Source organism: Gordonia phthalatica, from assembly GCF_001305675.1.
Lineage (GTDB): Bacteria > Actinomycetota > Actinomycetes > Mycobacteriales > Mycobacteriaceae > Gordonia > Gordonia phthalatica.
Map to the genome: position 1 here is coordinate 1,503,078 of NZ_CP011853.1, position 15,219 is coordinate 1,518,296.

Consider the following 15,219-nt stretch of genomic DNA (forward strand, 5'->3'; position numbering starts at 1 on the left):
GCCTTCTCAGGTCGTGCGCCGGAGCGTCACGCGCGGGGCGACGTCAGTTGAACGCCTCGTCGACGATCTCCTGCTGCTCCACCGCGTGCACCTTGCTGGAACCGGACGACGGAGCGGACATCGCGCGGCGCGAGACGCGCCGCAGACCGGCCAGCAGCTCGGGCAGCATCTCCGGGAGCCAGAGGCCGAGGAACGGCCACGGACCCTGGTTGGCGGGCTCCTCCTGGACCCAGCGGAAGTCCTTCGCGTTCGGGTACGCCTCGAGGGTGCGTGCCAGGCGGCGGTAGGGGACCGGGTACAGCTGCTCGACGCGGACGATGGCGACGTCGTCGCGGCCGTCCTTCTCCTTGCGGGCGGCCAGCTCGTAGTACAGCTTGCCGCTGACCAGAAGGACGCGCTGGACCTTATTGCGGTCGCCACCGTTCTTGAAGGCGGGGTCGTCGATCACCGAGAGGAACTTGCCCTCGGTGAACTCCTCGACCGGCGAGACGGCGGCCTTGTTGCGGAGCATCGACTTCGGGGTGAAGACCACGAGCGGGCGGCTGATGCCGTCGTGCACGTGGCGACGCAGCAGATGGAAGTAGCTCGCCGGGGTCGACGGCAGCGCGACGGTCATCGAACCCTCGGCACACAGCTGCAGGAAGCGCTCGATGCGTCCCGAGGTGTGGTCGGGTCCCTGACCCTCGTGACCGTGCGGCAGGAGCAGGACCACGTCGCTGCGCTGACCCCACTTGGCCTCGCCGGAACTGATGAACTCGTCGATGACCGACTGGGCGCCGTTGACGAAGTCGCCGAACTGCGCCTCCCACATGACCAGGGCGTCGGGGTCGGCGACGGCGTAGCCGTACTCGAAGCCGAGGACGCCGTACTCCGACAGCGGGGAGTCGTAGACCAGGAATCGGCCGGTCGCGTCGGGCAGGTGGTTCAGCGGGGTGTACTCGCTGCCGTTCTCCCGGTCGATGAGGACCGAGTGACGCTGCGTGAACGTGCCGCGGCGGGCGTCCTGACCCGACAGGCGGACGGTGCGGCCCTCCTGGACCAGCGAACCGAAGGCCATCATCTCGGCGAACGACCAGTCGACGTTGCCCTTGGTGGGCATCTCGTGGCGACGCTTGATGACCGGCTTCACGCGCGGGTGCGCGGTGAAGCCCTCCGGCACGTTGCCGAAGGCGTCGCCGATCTGCTGCAGGCGCTCCTGGTCGACGGCGGTGACGAGCTTGGTGACCAGCGTCTGGTCGCCCTCCACCGACGGCGACGCCTCGGGCGTGTGACGCTCGAGTTCCTTGACCTCGACGAACACGCGCTCCAGCTGACCCTGGTAGTCGCGGAGGGCGTCCTCGGCCTCCTTGGTCGAGATGTCACCGCGGCCGATGAGGGCTTCGGTGTAGCTCTTGCGGACGCTGCGGAGGTTGTTGATGACGTCGTACATGGCCGGCTGGGTCATCGACGGGTCGTCGCCCTCGTTGTGGCCCAGGCGGCGGTAGCAGACCAGGTCGATGACCACGTCGCGGTTGAACGCCTCGCGGTAGTCGACGGCCAGCTTGGCGGCCCAGACGCAGGCCTCGGGGTCGTCGCCGTTCACGTGGAAGACCGGCGCACTGATCATCTTGGCGATGTCGGTGCAGTACTGCGTGGAGCGGGAGTGCTCGGGCGCGGTGGTGAAGCCGATCTGGTTGTTCACGACGATGTGCACGGTGCCGCCGGTGCGGTAGCCGGGCAGCATCGACATGTTGAGGACCTCGGCCACGATGCCCTGGCCGGCGAACGCCGCGTCACCGTGCAGCATCAGCGGGAGGACGCCGAACTTCTTGTCCTCGCTCATGCCGTCCTGCTTGGCGCGGACGATGCCCTCCAGGACCGGGTCGACGGCCTCCAGGTGGCTGGGGTTGGCGGTCAGCGAGACGGTGATCTCGTTGTCGCCGAACATCTGGTAGTACTTGCCCTCGGCGCCGAGGTGGTACTTCACGTCGCCCGAGCCGTGGGACTCGGCGGGACCGAGGTTGCCCTCGAACTCGCTGAAGACCTTCGAGTAGGGCTTGCCGACGATGTTCGTCAGGACGTTCAGGCGACCGCGGTGCGGCATGCCGATGACGACCTCGTCGAGCTCGTGCTCGGCGCTCTGATCCAGGACGGCGTCCATCATCGGGATGACGGCTTCCGCGCCCTCGAGGGAGAAGCGCTTCTGACCGACGTACTTGGTGGCGAGGAAGGTCTCGAAGGCCTCGGCGGCGTTGAGCTTGCTCAGGATGTACTTCTGCTCGGCCACCGGCGGCTTGACGTGCTTGATCTCCACGCGCTCCTGGAGCCAGCGCTGCTGCTCGGGATCCAGGATGTGCGTGTACTCGACGCCGACGTGACGGCAGTAGGCGTCGCGCAGGATCGACAGGACGTCGCGCAACTTCATGTCGCGCTGGCCGTGGAAGCCGCCGACCTTGAACGAGCGGTCCAGGTCCCACAGGGTGAGGCCGTAGGTGAGGACGTCCAGGTCGGGGTGAGCGGCCTTGGCGGCGGCGTCCATCATCAGCGGGTCGGTGTCGGCCATCAGGTGACCGCGGCTGCGGTACGCGGCGATCAGCTCGAGGACGCGGGTGTTCTTGTCGACCAGGCCCGCGGGGATGTCGCGACGCCAGCGGACCGGCTCGTACGGGATCCGCAGCGACGTGAACAGTTCGTCCCAGAAGTCGTCGCTGATGATCAGGTTGTGAATGGTGCGCAGGAAGTCGCCCGACTCCGCACCCTGGATGATGCGGTGGTCGTAGGTCGACGTCAGCGTCATCAGCTTGCCGACGCCCATGGCGGCGATCTGCTCGTCGCTGGCGCCCTGGAACTCGGCGGGGTACTCCATGGCGCCTGCACCGATGATGGTGCCCTGACCCTGCATCAAGCGGGGGACCGAGTGGACGGTGCCGATGGTGCCCGGGTTGGTCAGCGAGATGGTGACGCCTGCGAAGTCGTCGGCGCCGAGCTTGCCGTTGCGCGCGCGGCGGACGATGTCCTCGTAGGCGGCCACGAACTCGCCGAAGTTCATCGCCTCGCAGCCCTTGATGGCGGCGACGACGAGCGTGCGGTTGCCGTTCTTGCCCGGCAGGTCGATCGCGAGACCGAGGTTGGTGTGCGCGGGGCTCACCACGTTCGGCTTGCCGTCGACGATGGCGAAGTGGTTGTTCATGCTCGGGAACGCCTTGAGCGCCTGGACGATCGCGTAGCCGAGGATGTGGGTGAAGCTCACCTTGCCGCCGCGGGTGCGGGCGAGGTGGTTGTTGATGACGACGCGGTTGTCGATCATCAGCTTCGCCGGGATGGCGCGGACGCTCGTCGCGGTCGGCACCTCCAGCGAAGCGTTCATGTTGCGGACGATCGCTGCGGCCGGGCCGCGCAGGACGCGGTTCGTGTCGACGGCGTCGGCGTCGGCGGGCTTCGCGGTCGACGCGGCCATCGACGTGCCGGACGCGGCCTTGGTGGCGGCGGACTCGCGGGCGGGGGCCGGCGTCCGAGCGGGGGCGGCGGCCTTCTTGGCGGGCTCGGTGTCGAGCGTCACGGCCTGCTTCGGTGCGACACGCGCGGCCGGAGCCGGAGCCGGAGCCGCGGGGGCGGCGGGAGGCGTCGCTGCGGGTGCGGGCGCCGCGGGCGGCGTCGCACCGTTCGCGGGGGCTGCGGCAGTCGTGCTGGGACGGTAGTTCTTGAGAAGCTCGTGCCAGCTCGGATCGACTGATTCAGGGTTGGTCTGGAATCGCTGGTACATCTCCTCGACCAGCCATTCGTTTTGTCCGAAGTCAGATTCGGATATCGAACTGCTCACAGCGTTGTCTCGCCTCAATTCACCCAGGTGTTTTTCGATCGCTCGGCAGGCGGGCGCTTGATCTCGTGAACCGTCGCCGACCTGCCAACAGTCGATGGTACGCGGCAGCGTCACGGCCCGTGCGAACTGCGCGACACCGACCAGGGCAGTATGCGGGTAGTGGTCAAAATCACGCAATGGGACGAACGAATTGCGGTGGATATGTCGGGTTTGGCAAGTTCGGCGTCTGTCTGCTGATAGGCGCTGCGTACGGATTGAGTGTGTTCACCTATCAATCGCGGTCTGCGGTCATCGGATGCCGACCGGATCGGTCGGTGCGCGGTCGTCGCAGGCGTCCGGGGAGACCCCGGCATCCCACAGTCGCCGGTATGGTCCGCGGGCGGCGAAGAGTTCGTCGTGGGTGCCGAGTTCGACGATTCGACCATCGTCGACGACGGCGATCACGTCGGCGCGGGCGGCCGTCGCCAGCCGGTGCGCCACGATGACGCTGGTCCGACGATGCGCGAGAGCTTCGCCCGCCGCGAGGACCTGTGCCTCGGTCGCCTGGTCGAGCGTCGCGGTGGCCTCGTCGAGCAGGATGAGGTCCGGTTCGACGAGTTCGGCCCGGGCGAGGGCGATCAGCTGGCGTTGACCGGCGGAGAGGCCGCGGCCTCGTTCGGCGATGCCGAACTCCATGCCGCCGGGCAGTGCCGCGATCATGCTCGCCGCGCCGACACGACGCGCGGCCTCGGCGATCTGCTCGCGATGGGCGTCGGGACGACCGTAGGCGATGTTGTCCGCCACGGTTCCGGCGAACAGGTGGGGTTCCTGCGGGACCACGCCGAGGCGGCTGCGATAGCGGGGGAGGTCGAGTTCGCGGAGGTCGGTGCCGTCCATGCGTACGGTGCCGTGCGTCGGATCGTAGAACCGGGCGAGGAGCTTCACGATGGTCGACTTGCCCGCACCGGTGGTGCCGACGAGGGCGAGTGATGTGCCCGCGGGGATCGTCAGGTCGACGTCTGTGAGGGCCGGGCGGTCGGCGCCGGAGTAGCGGAAGTCGACGGCGTCGAGGCGGACGTCGCCGCGGAAGGCGGGAGCTGCGAGCACCTCGGCCGACGGAGCGGTGTCGGCCTGCGGTGCGTCGACCAGCGAACTCGGGGTCAGCAGCAGGTCGCGGATTCGGCGCAGTCCCACCGCTGCCTGCTGGTACGCGTCGAACACCGTGGTGAGTTGCTGCACCGGACCGAACAGCATCGCCAGGTACAGGACGAAGGCGATCAGAGTGCCGGACGACAGTGATCCGGAGGTCACCTGGTGGGCGCCGACGCCCAGGACCACGGCGGTCGCGGCCTCGGAGCAGAAGGTGATGAACGGGAAGTACAGCGAGATGGCCCGCTGGGAGTCCATCCGCGCCTCCACCCAGGCGTCGCTGCGGCGGCCGAACTCGGCCTGTGCCACCGGGATGTGCCGGTACGCGCGAGTGGTGGCCAGACCGGCGATGTTCTCCTGGAAATCGGCGTTCACAGCCGACACCAGTTCGCGAGTGCGGGTGTACGCGCGGGACGAGTAGCGACGGAAGATCACGGTCGCGACGAGCAGGATCGGAATGACCGGGGCGATGACGAGCGCCAGTTCCCAATCGGTCGCCAGCAGGGCGCCGGACACGCCGAACAGGGTGAGTACGGCGATCACCGCCGTCGACAGGCCGTTCTGCACGAACCCCGACAGGGCGTCGACGTCGGTGGTCATGCGCGTCATGATGCGACCCGACAGTTCGCGCTCGTAGTAGTCCAGACCGAGTCGCTGCAGGTGGGCGTAGCTGCGGATCCGGAGGGCGTACAGGACGCGTTCGCCGGCGCGCGCAGAGGTGACGACGTTGACGGCTCCGGTCACCCAGGTCACCGCGACCAGTGCGACGCCCGCGACGGTCGCGAGGCCGATGATCGTCGCGTCGGCGCGACCGGCGGCGTCGAGCACGGTGCGCGCGAGAGTCGGGAACACCAGGCCGATCAGCGTCTCGACGGCGATCGTCCCCACCACCGCGGCCAGCAGCAGGCGCACGGGGCGGAGGATCTGTCGGAGGCTGAACGACGGTCGGTGCCTGCGGGCGGCGTCGACGTCGACGTGCGGCGGTTCGTCGGCCGGGGGCAGGGCGTCGACGGCGGCGCGGATCTCGTCGGTGGCGGGCAGGGAGCCGAGGGCGCCGGAGCGGCCGCCGTGCATGCGGGCGGGAGCGGCAGTCTGCAGACGAGCTCTCGGCGCTTCGCCGTCGACGCCGCCGGGCCACAGGTCGTCGACGGTGATCGAAGACTGCTGCTGGACGCTCGCCGCGGCCGCCGCGCGCTGGTCTGCGGTGTCGGTGGCGGACATCAGGCGCCGGAACAGCGAGCTGCGTCGTGACAGTTCGGCGACGGTACCGATGTCGGCGACGGCTCCGTGGTCGAGGACGGCGACGCGATCGGCGATGGCGAGGGTGGAGTCGCGGTGGGCCAGGACCAGCATCGTGGTGCCCAGCGACCGGAAGTGCGCGAAGATCCGGGCCTCGGTCGCGGCGTCGACGGCGGAGGTCGCGTCGTCGAGGACCAGGACGCGGCTGCCGCGATGGAGCGCCCGAGCCAGAGCCACCCGCTGGCGTTGACCGCCGGACAGGGTGAGGCCGCGTTCGCCCACGCCGGTGTCGTAGCCGTCGGGGAGGTCGGCCGCGAAGTCGGCCGCCGCCGCACGGGCTGCGGCGACGATCGACTCGTCGGCATGGGCCGGGGCCTCATCGGCGCCGAGCGCGATGTTGGCGGCGATGGTCGTGGAGTAGAGGAACGGCTCGTCGAAGGCGAAGGAGACCGCGTCGTACAGGCTGTCGGTCGACACGGTCGCGAGGTCGGCGCGCGCCCCGTCGGCGCCGATCAGGGCGATGGTGCCCGCATCGGGGCGGTACGCGCCGGTCACGAGTTCGGCGAGAGTCGATTTGCCCGAGCCCGGGCCGCCGACCACGGCGACGCACTCGCCGGGTCGGATCGTCAGGTCCAGGTCGGCCAGGACGGTGCGGTCGTCGTACCGGACCGAGACGCCGTTGAAGCTCAGCCCGAGCGGACCGTCCGGGGCGGTCTCGGTGTTGGCGAACGCATCGTCGCGAGGATGGTCGATGACCTCGTACACGCGGGTGACGGCCGACGCGGCGAGCTGGGCGTTCACCACGAGGTTGGTGAGGATCCGAGCCAGGCCCGACATCGTCGCCAGGTAGGTGGAGAACGCGAGGAAGGTGCCCGGGGTGATCTCGCCGAGGTACACGAGGTAGCCGCCGAGACCGATCACGGCGACCATGCCGAGTTGGGGGACCGCACCCATGGTCGGCATGAAGCGGGAGCTGATCTTCGCTGCGCGCAGCTTGAACCGGTACAGGGTGTCGCCGAGGGCCGCGAGCTCGTCGGTGGCGCGCCGTTCCTGACCGAAGCCCTTCACCACCCGCACCCCGGTCACCGTCTCCTCGACGTGGCCCGCCACTTCGGCGGCCGACTGCTGCGCCGCCCACGTCGCGGCGAACAGACGTCGTCTGCTGCGGTAGACGATCACCGCGATCAGCGGGACCACCGCCACCGCGACCAGGGTGAGCAGCGGCGACAACCAGGCCATGACCGTCAGCGACAGCACCACCTGCACGGCGCCGCCGAGGGACAGCGGGGCCATCGCGAGGAGAGATTGGACGATCTGCAGGTCCGAGATCGAGCGCGACACCACCTGGCCCGTGCGGATGGTGTCCCGGGAGGGGCCGTCCACGTGGTGGAGGGTGTCCAGGAGTCGACGTCGGAGGGTGTCCTGCACGGTGATCGCCATGCGGCCGGCCGTCATCCGGCGCCCGAACTGCCCGGCGTATCGGATCACGGCGCCGACCAGCAGAGCACCGATCAGCGCGGGCAGGCCGAATCGACCGGATCCGTGGCCGGTGGCGGTGTCGATCGCGGCTTTGGTCAGCAGCGGGGCGACGATGTCGACGGCCACCGCGCCCAGCGTCGCGACTGTCATCACGATCGCCAGGCGGCGGTGCCTCCAACACTCGGCGACGAGCCGACGGATCCAGCCGTCGGCCGCCGGTGTCGCAGTCGGTGGACGGTCGGTCAACCCGCCTCGATGGCACTGCGCAGACCGACGACCTCACCGTCGAGATCCCAGAAGCGCGGCGGGGGACCGAACGCCTCGCGGGCGTTCCGGAGGACCAGTGAGCCGAGCGCCCGGTTGCCGACGCCGCCGATCACCGCGCCGATGCCGCCCGGGATCAGCTTGCCCATCACCACGGGCGCCTTGCCCAAGGTGAACTTGCGGACGAAACGGTTGCCGAGGGTCCGGTTGATGGTCTTGAGGTTGATCTTCGGGAGTCCCGGCACGTCGAGCTTGGCCATGGCGTCCCGGCTCTTGGCGCCGATCGCCTTGCCGACGATCGTGGTGCCCTCGTCGCCCAGCGCGACGGCGAGAACCAGGGTCTTGCGGCGTTCGGCGTCGGCGGGGGAGATCCCGTGGACCTCGGCGATCGCCAAGGCGAGCAGTGCGGACGCCTCGATGAAGAGAGCGCTCTCGGCGGTGATGGCGCCCAGCGCGGCGACGGTGCCGATGCCCGGGACTGCGGAGGTGGCGCCGACGGCGCCACCGGATGCGGTGACCGTGCGCAGGTAGTGCTTCTCGAGTCGACGGATCACCTGCTCGGGGCTCTCGTCGGGGTGCTTCGCGCGGACGCGCTCCACATACTTGGCGACGGCGGGCTGCTGCAGGCGCTGCGCCTTGTCGACCAGTGCGCCCAGGACCGCAAGGGTGCCCTTGCCCGCCTTGCGCTGGTCCTGGGTGAGTGCATCCTCGGTCGCCGCGGCGGGCAGTGCGCTGCCGCTGGGGTCGTAGACGACGTCCTTCCGGGCAGCGTCGCGCTTCGATTTACGCATGTCGGTCCTCCCTCGTTCGCTCCGACTCGCGGTTGCGAGGCGCAGTCAGGCGATGTCACAACTGTATGCGCGACCACCGACATCGTGCGGTGGCGAGCAACATGACCTCGGCGGCTCGGGACCCGCGCGGACGCGGTGAACCACCTTCGTACAAGCCATTGTGTGCCGGAGATATTCCGCTCCGGGTGTCACGTCCGTCACACGACGTTTTCGCTGGTCGGCGTACTCGAAACGGGGGTCGTCGCCGGTCGGTGATCGGTGCTAGCCTTGGCCGGTTCATCACGCGAAAGGCGAGTTCAGTGACCGCAACTCCGCAGATGCCGGCCTTCAAGTCCGTCACCGATCGGCCATGGGCCGCGTTGATGGCGCTGTGCGTCGGCTTCTTCATGATCCTGGTCGACATGTCGATCGTCGCGGTGGCGCAGCCGCAGATCATGCAGGCGCTCGACGCCGACGTCAACCAGATCGTCTGGGTCACCAGCGCCTACCTGCTCACCTATGCGGTCCCGCTGCTGATCGCGGGTCGGCTCGGCGACAAGATCGGGCCGAAGAAGGTCTACCAGGCCGGTCTGCTGATCTTCACCGCCGCCAGCGTGTGGTGCGGCCTGTCGGACACCATCACCGCGCTGATCATCGCCCGCGGCGTGCAGGGGCTCGGTGCGGCCCTGATCACCCCGCAGACGATGGCGCTCATCACGCGCATCTTCCCGCCGGAGCGGCGCGGTGCCGCGATGGGCGTCTGGGGCACCGTCGCCGGCGTCGCCACCCTGGTCGGCCCGCTGCTCGGCGGCATCCTGACCGACTCTTTCGGCTGGGAGTGGATCTTCTTCGTCAATCTGCCGGTCGGCCTCGTCGGCCTGGTCCTCGCGGCGATGCTGGTGCCCGACGTCGAGACGCACGACCACCGCTTCGACTGGGTCGGCGTGGCGCTCTCGGCCGTCGGTCTCTCGGCGCTCGTCTTCGGGATTCAAGAGGGCGAGTCGTACGACTGGGCCGGCTGGATCTGGGGCCTCATCGGTGTCGGCGTCATCGTGATGGGCCTGTTCCTGGTGTGGGAGGGCAAGGGCAAGGTGGAGCCGCTGGTTCCCCTGTCGCTGTTCCGCGACCGCAACTTCAGCGTCTCCAACCTCGGCATCGCGTCGATGGGCTTCGCTGTGTCGGGCTCGATGATCCCGATCATGTTCTTCCTCCAGCTGGTCGGCGGCATGACTCCGCTCCGCTCGGCCCTGGTGATGGTGCCGATGGCGGTCATCACCGGTGTCCTCGCGCCGATCGTCGGACGCATCCTCGACCGCGTCCACCCGCGCAGCGTGGTGGCGCTCGGCCTCTTCGGATACGCGACCGCCAGCGTCTGGGCCGGATTCATCTTCCGGCCCGAGACGCCGGTGTGGCACCTCCTGCTGCCGACGATGCTGATGGGCGTCGCGAGCGCCGCCGTGTGGGCGCCGCTCGCCGCGACCGCGACCCGCAATCTGCCGTGGCACCAGGCCGGCGCCGGCGCAGGCGTCTACAACACCACCCGCGTCATCGGTTCCGTCGTCGGCGCCGCAGGCATCGGCGCCCTGATGATGTCGCGACTGTCGGCGCATCTGCCGGGCGTCGACACCAGCGGTCACGGCGGTGCCGTCGCCCAGCTGCCCGAGGCGGTGCGCGAACCCTTCGCCCGAGCGATGGGCGAGTCGATCTATCTCGGTGCCGCGATCCTGTTCATCGGTGCGGCCGCGACGCTGTTCCTCGTCGACCATCGGACGGGGAGGACCTCGGTCGAACCGGAAGGAGCCCAGGCCGACGCCACTGCGTAAGCCGGTCGCCGACGGCGCGCGAGGGGCGCTTGCCCGGTTTTGTCAGAGGTGACTCGTACCATCGCCAGAGACGAGTTGACCACTGGGAGATTGGAGCACGGCGTGACCAGACCGGCCTACGACGATTCGGCACTCGACGGCACCGCATGTGTCACCGAGCCGCTGTTCGACCTCGAGCCGCTCGCGCTGTTCTCCGTTCCCACATCGGCGGCCGCGCAGCCGCCCGCCGACGCGGGGACGGCACCCGCCGTCACGTTTCTGCACACCGCGGACTGGCAGCTGGGGATGACCCGGCACTTCCTCGCCGGCGAGGCTCAGCACACCTACAACGCCGCTCGTGAAGACGCGGTCGTGCGGATCGGCACCCTCGCGAAGGAGACCGGAGCCGAGTTCGTCGTCGTCTGCGGCGACGTCTTCGACGACCCGCGCGTCTCCACCCGCATCATCCGGCGGACCCTCGACGCGCTGGGCGACTACCCGGTGCCCGTGTACCTGCTGCCCGGCAACCACGACCCGCTCGACGCCACGAGCGTCTACTCCTCCAAGGAGTTCAAGGACGCGTGTCCGGCCAACGTCCACGTCCTCACGGAGGCGGGCGTCGTACCGGTGCGCGACGGTGTCAGCCTGGTCGCCGCCCCGTGGACCACCAAGCGGCCGCTCACCGATCTGGTCAACGACCAACTGGCGAAGCTCGCACCGTCCGACGACATCCGGATCGTCGTCGGACACGGCGGCGTCGACTCGCTGAGCCCCAACTCCGATCCGTCGATCGTCCGTGCGGCGACCCTCGATGTCGCCGTCGCCTCGCAGCTCGTCGACTACGTGGCCCTCGGCGATCGGCATTCGGTCACCTCGGTCGGCGACTCGGGGCGCATCTGGTACTCCGGCGCCCCCGAGGTGACGGCGTTCGATCACGTCGAGACCGCGCCCGGGCACGTCCTGGAGGTCACGCTGACCCGCGGTGCGCAGTCGTCGATCGACGTGACCCGACACCGGGTGGGGCAGTGGGCGTTCCGCACGATCCGCGAGGACGTCGACGGTGCCGACGACATCGAACGGCTCCGCGGCCTGCTGACGGAGATCGGCGACAAGTCGCGGACCGTGGTGCAGCTCTCGCTGACCGGCACCGTCAGCGTCGCCGAGAACGTGATGCTGTCCGACCTGTTGGAGGAGTTCGGCGACCGCTTCGCAGCGCTCACCATCTGGGAACGACACCACGACCTGACCGTGGTCTCCGACCCGTCCGACGTCACCGCCCTCGACCTCCAGGGGTACGCCGCGCTTGCCGCCGAAGAACTCGCCGCGCGGGCCGCGTCGACCGTCGACGAGGCCGACGCCGAAGCCGCACGCTCCGCGCTGGGACTGCTGTACCGACTGTCGGGAGCCGCGCGATGAGGCTGCACCGACTGCGCGTCGCGAACTTCCGCGGCGTCGAGGCCCGGGAGATCGAGTTCGCGGACACCGGCGTCACCGTCATCGAGGGCGACAACGAGGCGGGCAAGTCGTCGATGATGGAGGCCTTCGACCTCCTGTTGACGACGCAGTCCAGCAGCAAGTCGAAGCACGTGCGCGGCATCCAGCCGTCGGGGCGCGACGTCGGGACCGACGTATGGGCCGACATCTCCTGCGGCGCATGGCGCTTCGAGTACGCGAAGCGCTTCAACCGCCAGCCGGAGACCACCCTCACCATCGTCGAGCCCGTCCGCGAGCAGCTCGTCGGTCGCGAGGCGCACGAGCGCGTCGAGGCGATCCTGGCGGAGTCGCTCGACAAGACGCTGTTCGGTGCGCTCCGGTTGCTGCAGTCCACCGATCCCGCGCTCGGCGATCTCGCGAACAGCGCTGCGTTGTCCCAGGCACTCGACCGTGCGGCGGGCGAGGCGGAGTCCGACGGCGGGGAGTCGCCGCAGACTCAGGACCTCGTCGCTGCGGTGACCGCCGAGTACACGAAGTACTACACCCTGAACCAGGGACGGCCGACCGGTGAGTTGGCGCAGGCGACGGACGCTGCGCGCAAGGCTGCGGCGGCCGTCGCCGAACGCGAGGCGATCCTCGCCGGCGTGCAGGAGGCGGCCGACAGGTTGCCGCGGGTCGCGGAAGCGATCAAGCAGTTGCTGGCGGAGGAGCGCGACGGCGCCGTCGAGCTGGCGACCGCGAGCGCCGCCGTCGCCGAGGCCGACGGGGTGGGGGAGCAGGTCAAAGCGGCGCGCGCGGTGGTCGAGACCAAGCAGATGGCGCATCGGGTCGCCGTCGACGCGGCCAACGAGCGAACCCGGTGCCGTGAACGCCGCGCGACGATGGCGGCGTCCGCGGACCAGACCACCGCGCGCATCGCCGAGGCACGACGCCTCGCCGCTGCCGCGACCGACGCGGCCGCCGCACTCGCCGCGGAGATCGAGACGTCGTCGGCGAAGCTGGGCCGACTGCGCGAGGATCTCGGCGTCGCAGAAACCGCCGTCGTCGTCGCCGCGGATCGCGGGCGACTGACGAGGTTGACGGCGACGCTCGCCGAAGTCGCACGTCTGCAGCGCGAACTCGCGGAGGCCCGGGAGGCCGCCGCCGCGGTCTCGGTGACCGGCGACGACGTGCGCGAGGCCACGGCGTTGGATCGTGACATCACGACGCTGACCGCCCGGCTCGACGCCGCCTCCGCGCGAGTGGCGGTGACCCGTCTGGGCGACGGCGACGTGCTTGTCGACGGGACTGATGTCGACGATCGGCTCGAGGTCGCGGCGTCCGAACTGTCGGTCGTCGAGGTTCCCGGCGTGGCTCGAATCGAAATCCGGCCCGGCGCCGACACAGCCTCGCTGGCGACGGAGCTGGCCGGGGTACGCAGCCGCGAGACGGAACTGCTGCGACGGTGTGGCGTGCCGAGCCTCGCCGACGTCGCCCCTGCGGCGAATCGTCGTGCGGATGCGCTGCGACGGGTGAACGAGTTGGAGCGCGATCTGCAGCGGGAACTCGCCGGGTCGCGTCCCGAGGACCTGGAGCGCCAACGGCTCGACCTCGTCGATCGGGTCCCCGACGGCCCCGTCGTCGAAGTCGACGACCCCGCGCCCCTGCGGCAGGCGGAGCGCGACTTGTCCGACCTCATCGCGCGAGCCGAGCGCACGCGCGACGCGAAGTTGTCGGAGGCGCGCGAGCAGAGCGGCCGCGCCGACGCATTGGAGGAGTCGGGCGCGCGCATCGTCGACGAGGTCGCCGCGCTCGACGCCGAACTCGCCGCGTCCGAAGGCGAGATCGACGACGAATCGCTGGCGGCGCGAGTGATCGACGCGGCGACTGCTCTCGATGAGGCTCGTGCCGTCTTGGTGAAGCGAACCCAACGACTCGACCAGCTCGACCTGGCGGGCCTGCAGAACACACTGTCGCACGTCGAGTCGTCGCTCGAGCGGACACGGAAGCAGCTGACAGAGCAGCGCCGCCTGCGCACCGAGTTCGTCACCAAGCTCGACGTCTGTCGTGCCGACGGCCGCCTGGACGAGCTGTCCGAGGCGATCGCCGAGAACGATGCCGCACAGGCCCAGTTGAAGCGTGTCTCCGCACGTGCGGCAGGTGCACGGGTCCTCCACGAGACGTTGCAGCAGAAGCGGAACGAGAGTCGCGCCCGGTACGTCGACCCGTTCACCAGGCGCCTGGAGGAGTTGGCCGCACCGGTCTTCGGCGAGGACGTTCGCTTCCACGTGACCGACGAGTTCGTCATCGCCACCCGCACGCTCGGGGGAGTGACGGTCGACATCGACGCATTGTCTGCAGGTGCCAAGGAGCAGGTCGGCCTGCTGGCGCGCCTGGCATGCGCGACCCTCATCGACAGTGCCGACGGCGTCCCGCTGATCCTCGACGACGCGCTCGGGTACACCGATCCGGGGCGTCTGACCTCGATGGCCCAGGTGCTCGGCACTTCCGGTGGTGACGCCCAGATCATCGTCCTGACCTGCACACCCGACCGTTACAACGAGGTCGCGGGCGCGAAGCTGATTGCGGTCTGAGGAGTCGGCCCGGACTCCGAGCATCACGTGCTCGACGGGCGACACCAGCCCCAATGTTGGGGCCGTCGCAAGGCATGCGCTAATGTTGCTTTCGCCCAATGAGCCCCCCTAGCTCAGGGGATAGAGCGTCTGCCTCCGGAGCAGAAGGTCGTAGGTTCGAATCCTACGGGGGGCACCGAGAAAACCGCAGTTCAGAGGAATTCTGGCCTGCGGCTTTCGGTTTCCGTGCCACCTGCGTGCCCGATCGTCAGGGCCGCGGCGGAATCGGCCGAATCCGTCGTCGCTCCAGCACTGTCTCATCGGGGTCGACGAAGCCGAACTGACGGTATAGACCGTGTGCGTCGTCGGTGTGCAGCAGCCAGCGGAAGTGGACTCCGGGACCGCGTTCGATCATCTCGTCGACGAGCTTCTTGCCGAGCGAGTGACCGCGCGCCGACGGAACCACGAAGACGTCGGCCAAATAGGCGACCGTGACACCGTCGGAGATCGCGCGGGCGAACGCGACGAGGTCGCCGGTGGCGGTGTCGATCGCTCCGACGACGCGCCAGGATCCGTCGATCGCGTTCCGGATGTCGGCGCGACTGCGCCACTTGCCCCAGTAGACGTGATGCGTCAGGAATTCGACGACGGCGTCGTAGTCGAGGCGGGCGCGGTCGTCGAAGAACTCGAATCGGTCGTCGACCGGCACGGGTGGGGGCGGCGGGGTGGTCATGCCACGATTGTCGCCCACC

At 69.4% G+C, this 15,219-nt stretch carries 7 protein-coding genes and 1 tRNA gene; 4 read left to right on the plus strand and 4 right to left on the minus strand.

The genetic code is table 11. From position 1 onward, the window contains the following. Window positions 1-43: 43 nt before the first annotated feature. The 3 genes from ACH46_RS07020 to ACH46_RS07030 all read right to left on the minus strand — a co-directional run bounded on the left by ACH46_RS07020 (window position 44) and on the right by ACH46_RS07030 (window position 8,700). Window positions 44-3,799 carry a multifunctional oxoglutarate decarboxylase/oxoglutarate dehydrogenase thiamine pyrophosphate-binding subunit/dihydrolipoyllysine-residue succinyltransferase subunit gene (locus tag ACH46_RS07020; RefSeq protein WP_062392282.1) on the minus strand — a complete coding sequence of 1,252 codons (3,756 nt, stop codon included), beginning with the start codon at window positions 3,797-3,799 and terminating at the stop codon, window positions 44-46. Between the two features lie 288 nt (window positions 3,800-4,087). Next, window positions 4,088-7,891, minus strand: coding sequence for an ABC transporter ATP-binding protein (locus ACH46_RS07025; protein ID WP_062392283.1), 3,804 nt, complete (start codon window positions 7,889-7,891; stop codon window positions 4,088-4,090). Continuing rightward, on the minus strand, window positions 7,888-8,700 hold the full coding sequence (locus tag ACH46_RS07030) for a hypothetical protein (RefSeq protein ID WP_193392952.1): 813 nt from the start codon (window positions 8,698-8,700) through the stop codon (window positions 7,888-7,890). Before ACH46_RS07030 ends, ACH46_RS07025 begins: the two co-directional genes overlap by 4 nt. Window positions 8,701-9,017: 317 nt before the next feature. On the opposite strand from ACH46_RS07030, the gene ACH46_RS07035 reads away from it, so the two are divergent. The 4 genes from ACH46_RS07035 (at window position 9,018) to ACH46_RS07050 (ending at window position 14,663) form a co-directional block, all read left to right on the plus strand. After that, window positions 9,018-10,502 (plus strand): DHA2 family efflux MFS transporter permease subunit, encoded by a 1,485-nt coding sequence (locus tag ACH46_RS07035; protein ID WP_082399468.1) that lies wholly within the window; start codon window positions 9,018-9,020, stop codon window positions 10,500-10,502. Between the two features lie 102 nt (window positions 10,503-10,604). Then, window positions 10,605-11,897: a metallophosphoesterase family protein gene (locus ACH46_RS07040; RefSeq protein ID WP_062392285.1), complete on the plus strand. Its 1,293-nt coding sequence runs from the start codon at window positions 10,605-10,607 to the stop codon at window positions 11,895-11,897. Continuing rightward, window positions 11,894-14,488: an AAA family ATPase gene (locus ACH46_RS07045; RefSeq protein WP_062392286.1), complete on the plus strand. Its 2,595-nt coding sequence runs from the start codon at window positions 11,894-11,896 to the stop codon at window positions 14,486-14,488. The genes ACH46_RS07040 and ACH46_RS07045 overlap by 4 nt, the downstream gene beginning before the upstream one ends. A 102-nt stretch (window positions 14,489-14,590) precedes the next feature. Next, window positions 14,591-14,663 (plus strand) — tRNA-Arg (locus ACH46_RS07050). A 72-nt stretch (window positions 14,664-14,735) separates the two neighbouring features. On the opposite strand, the gene ACH46_RS07055 is transcribed toward ACH46_RS07050, so the two are convergent. After that, window positions 14,736-15,200 (minus strand): GNAT family N-acetyltransferase, encoded by a 465-nt coding sequence (locus tag ACH46_RS07055; RefSeq protein ID WP_082399883.1) that lies wholly within the window; start codon window positions 15,198-15,200, stop codon window positions 14,736-14,738. Window positions 15,201-15,219: the final 19 nt, after the last annotated feature.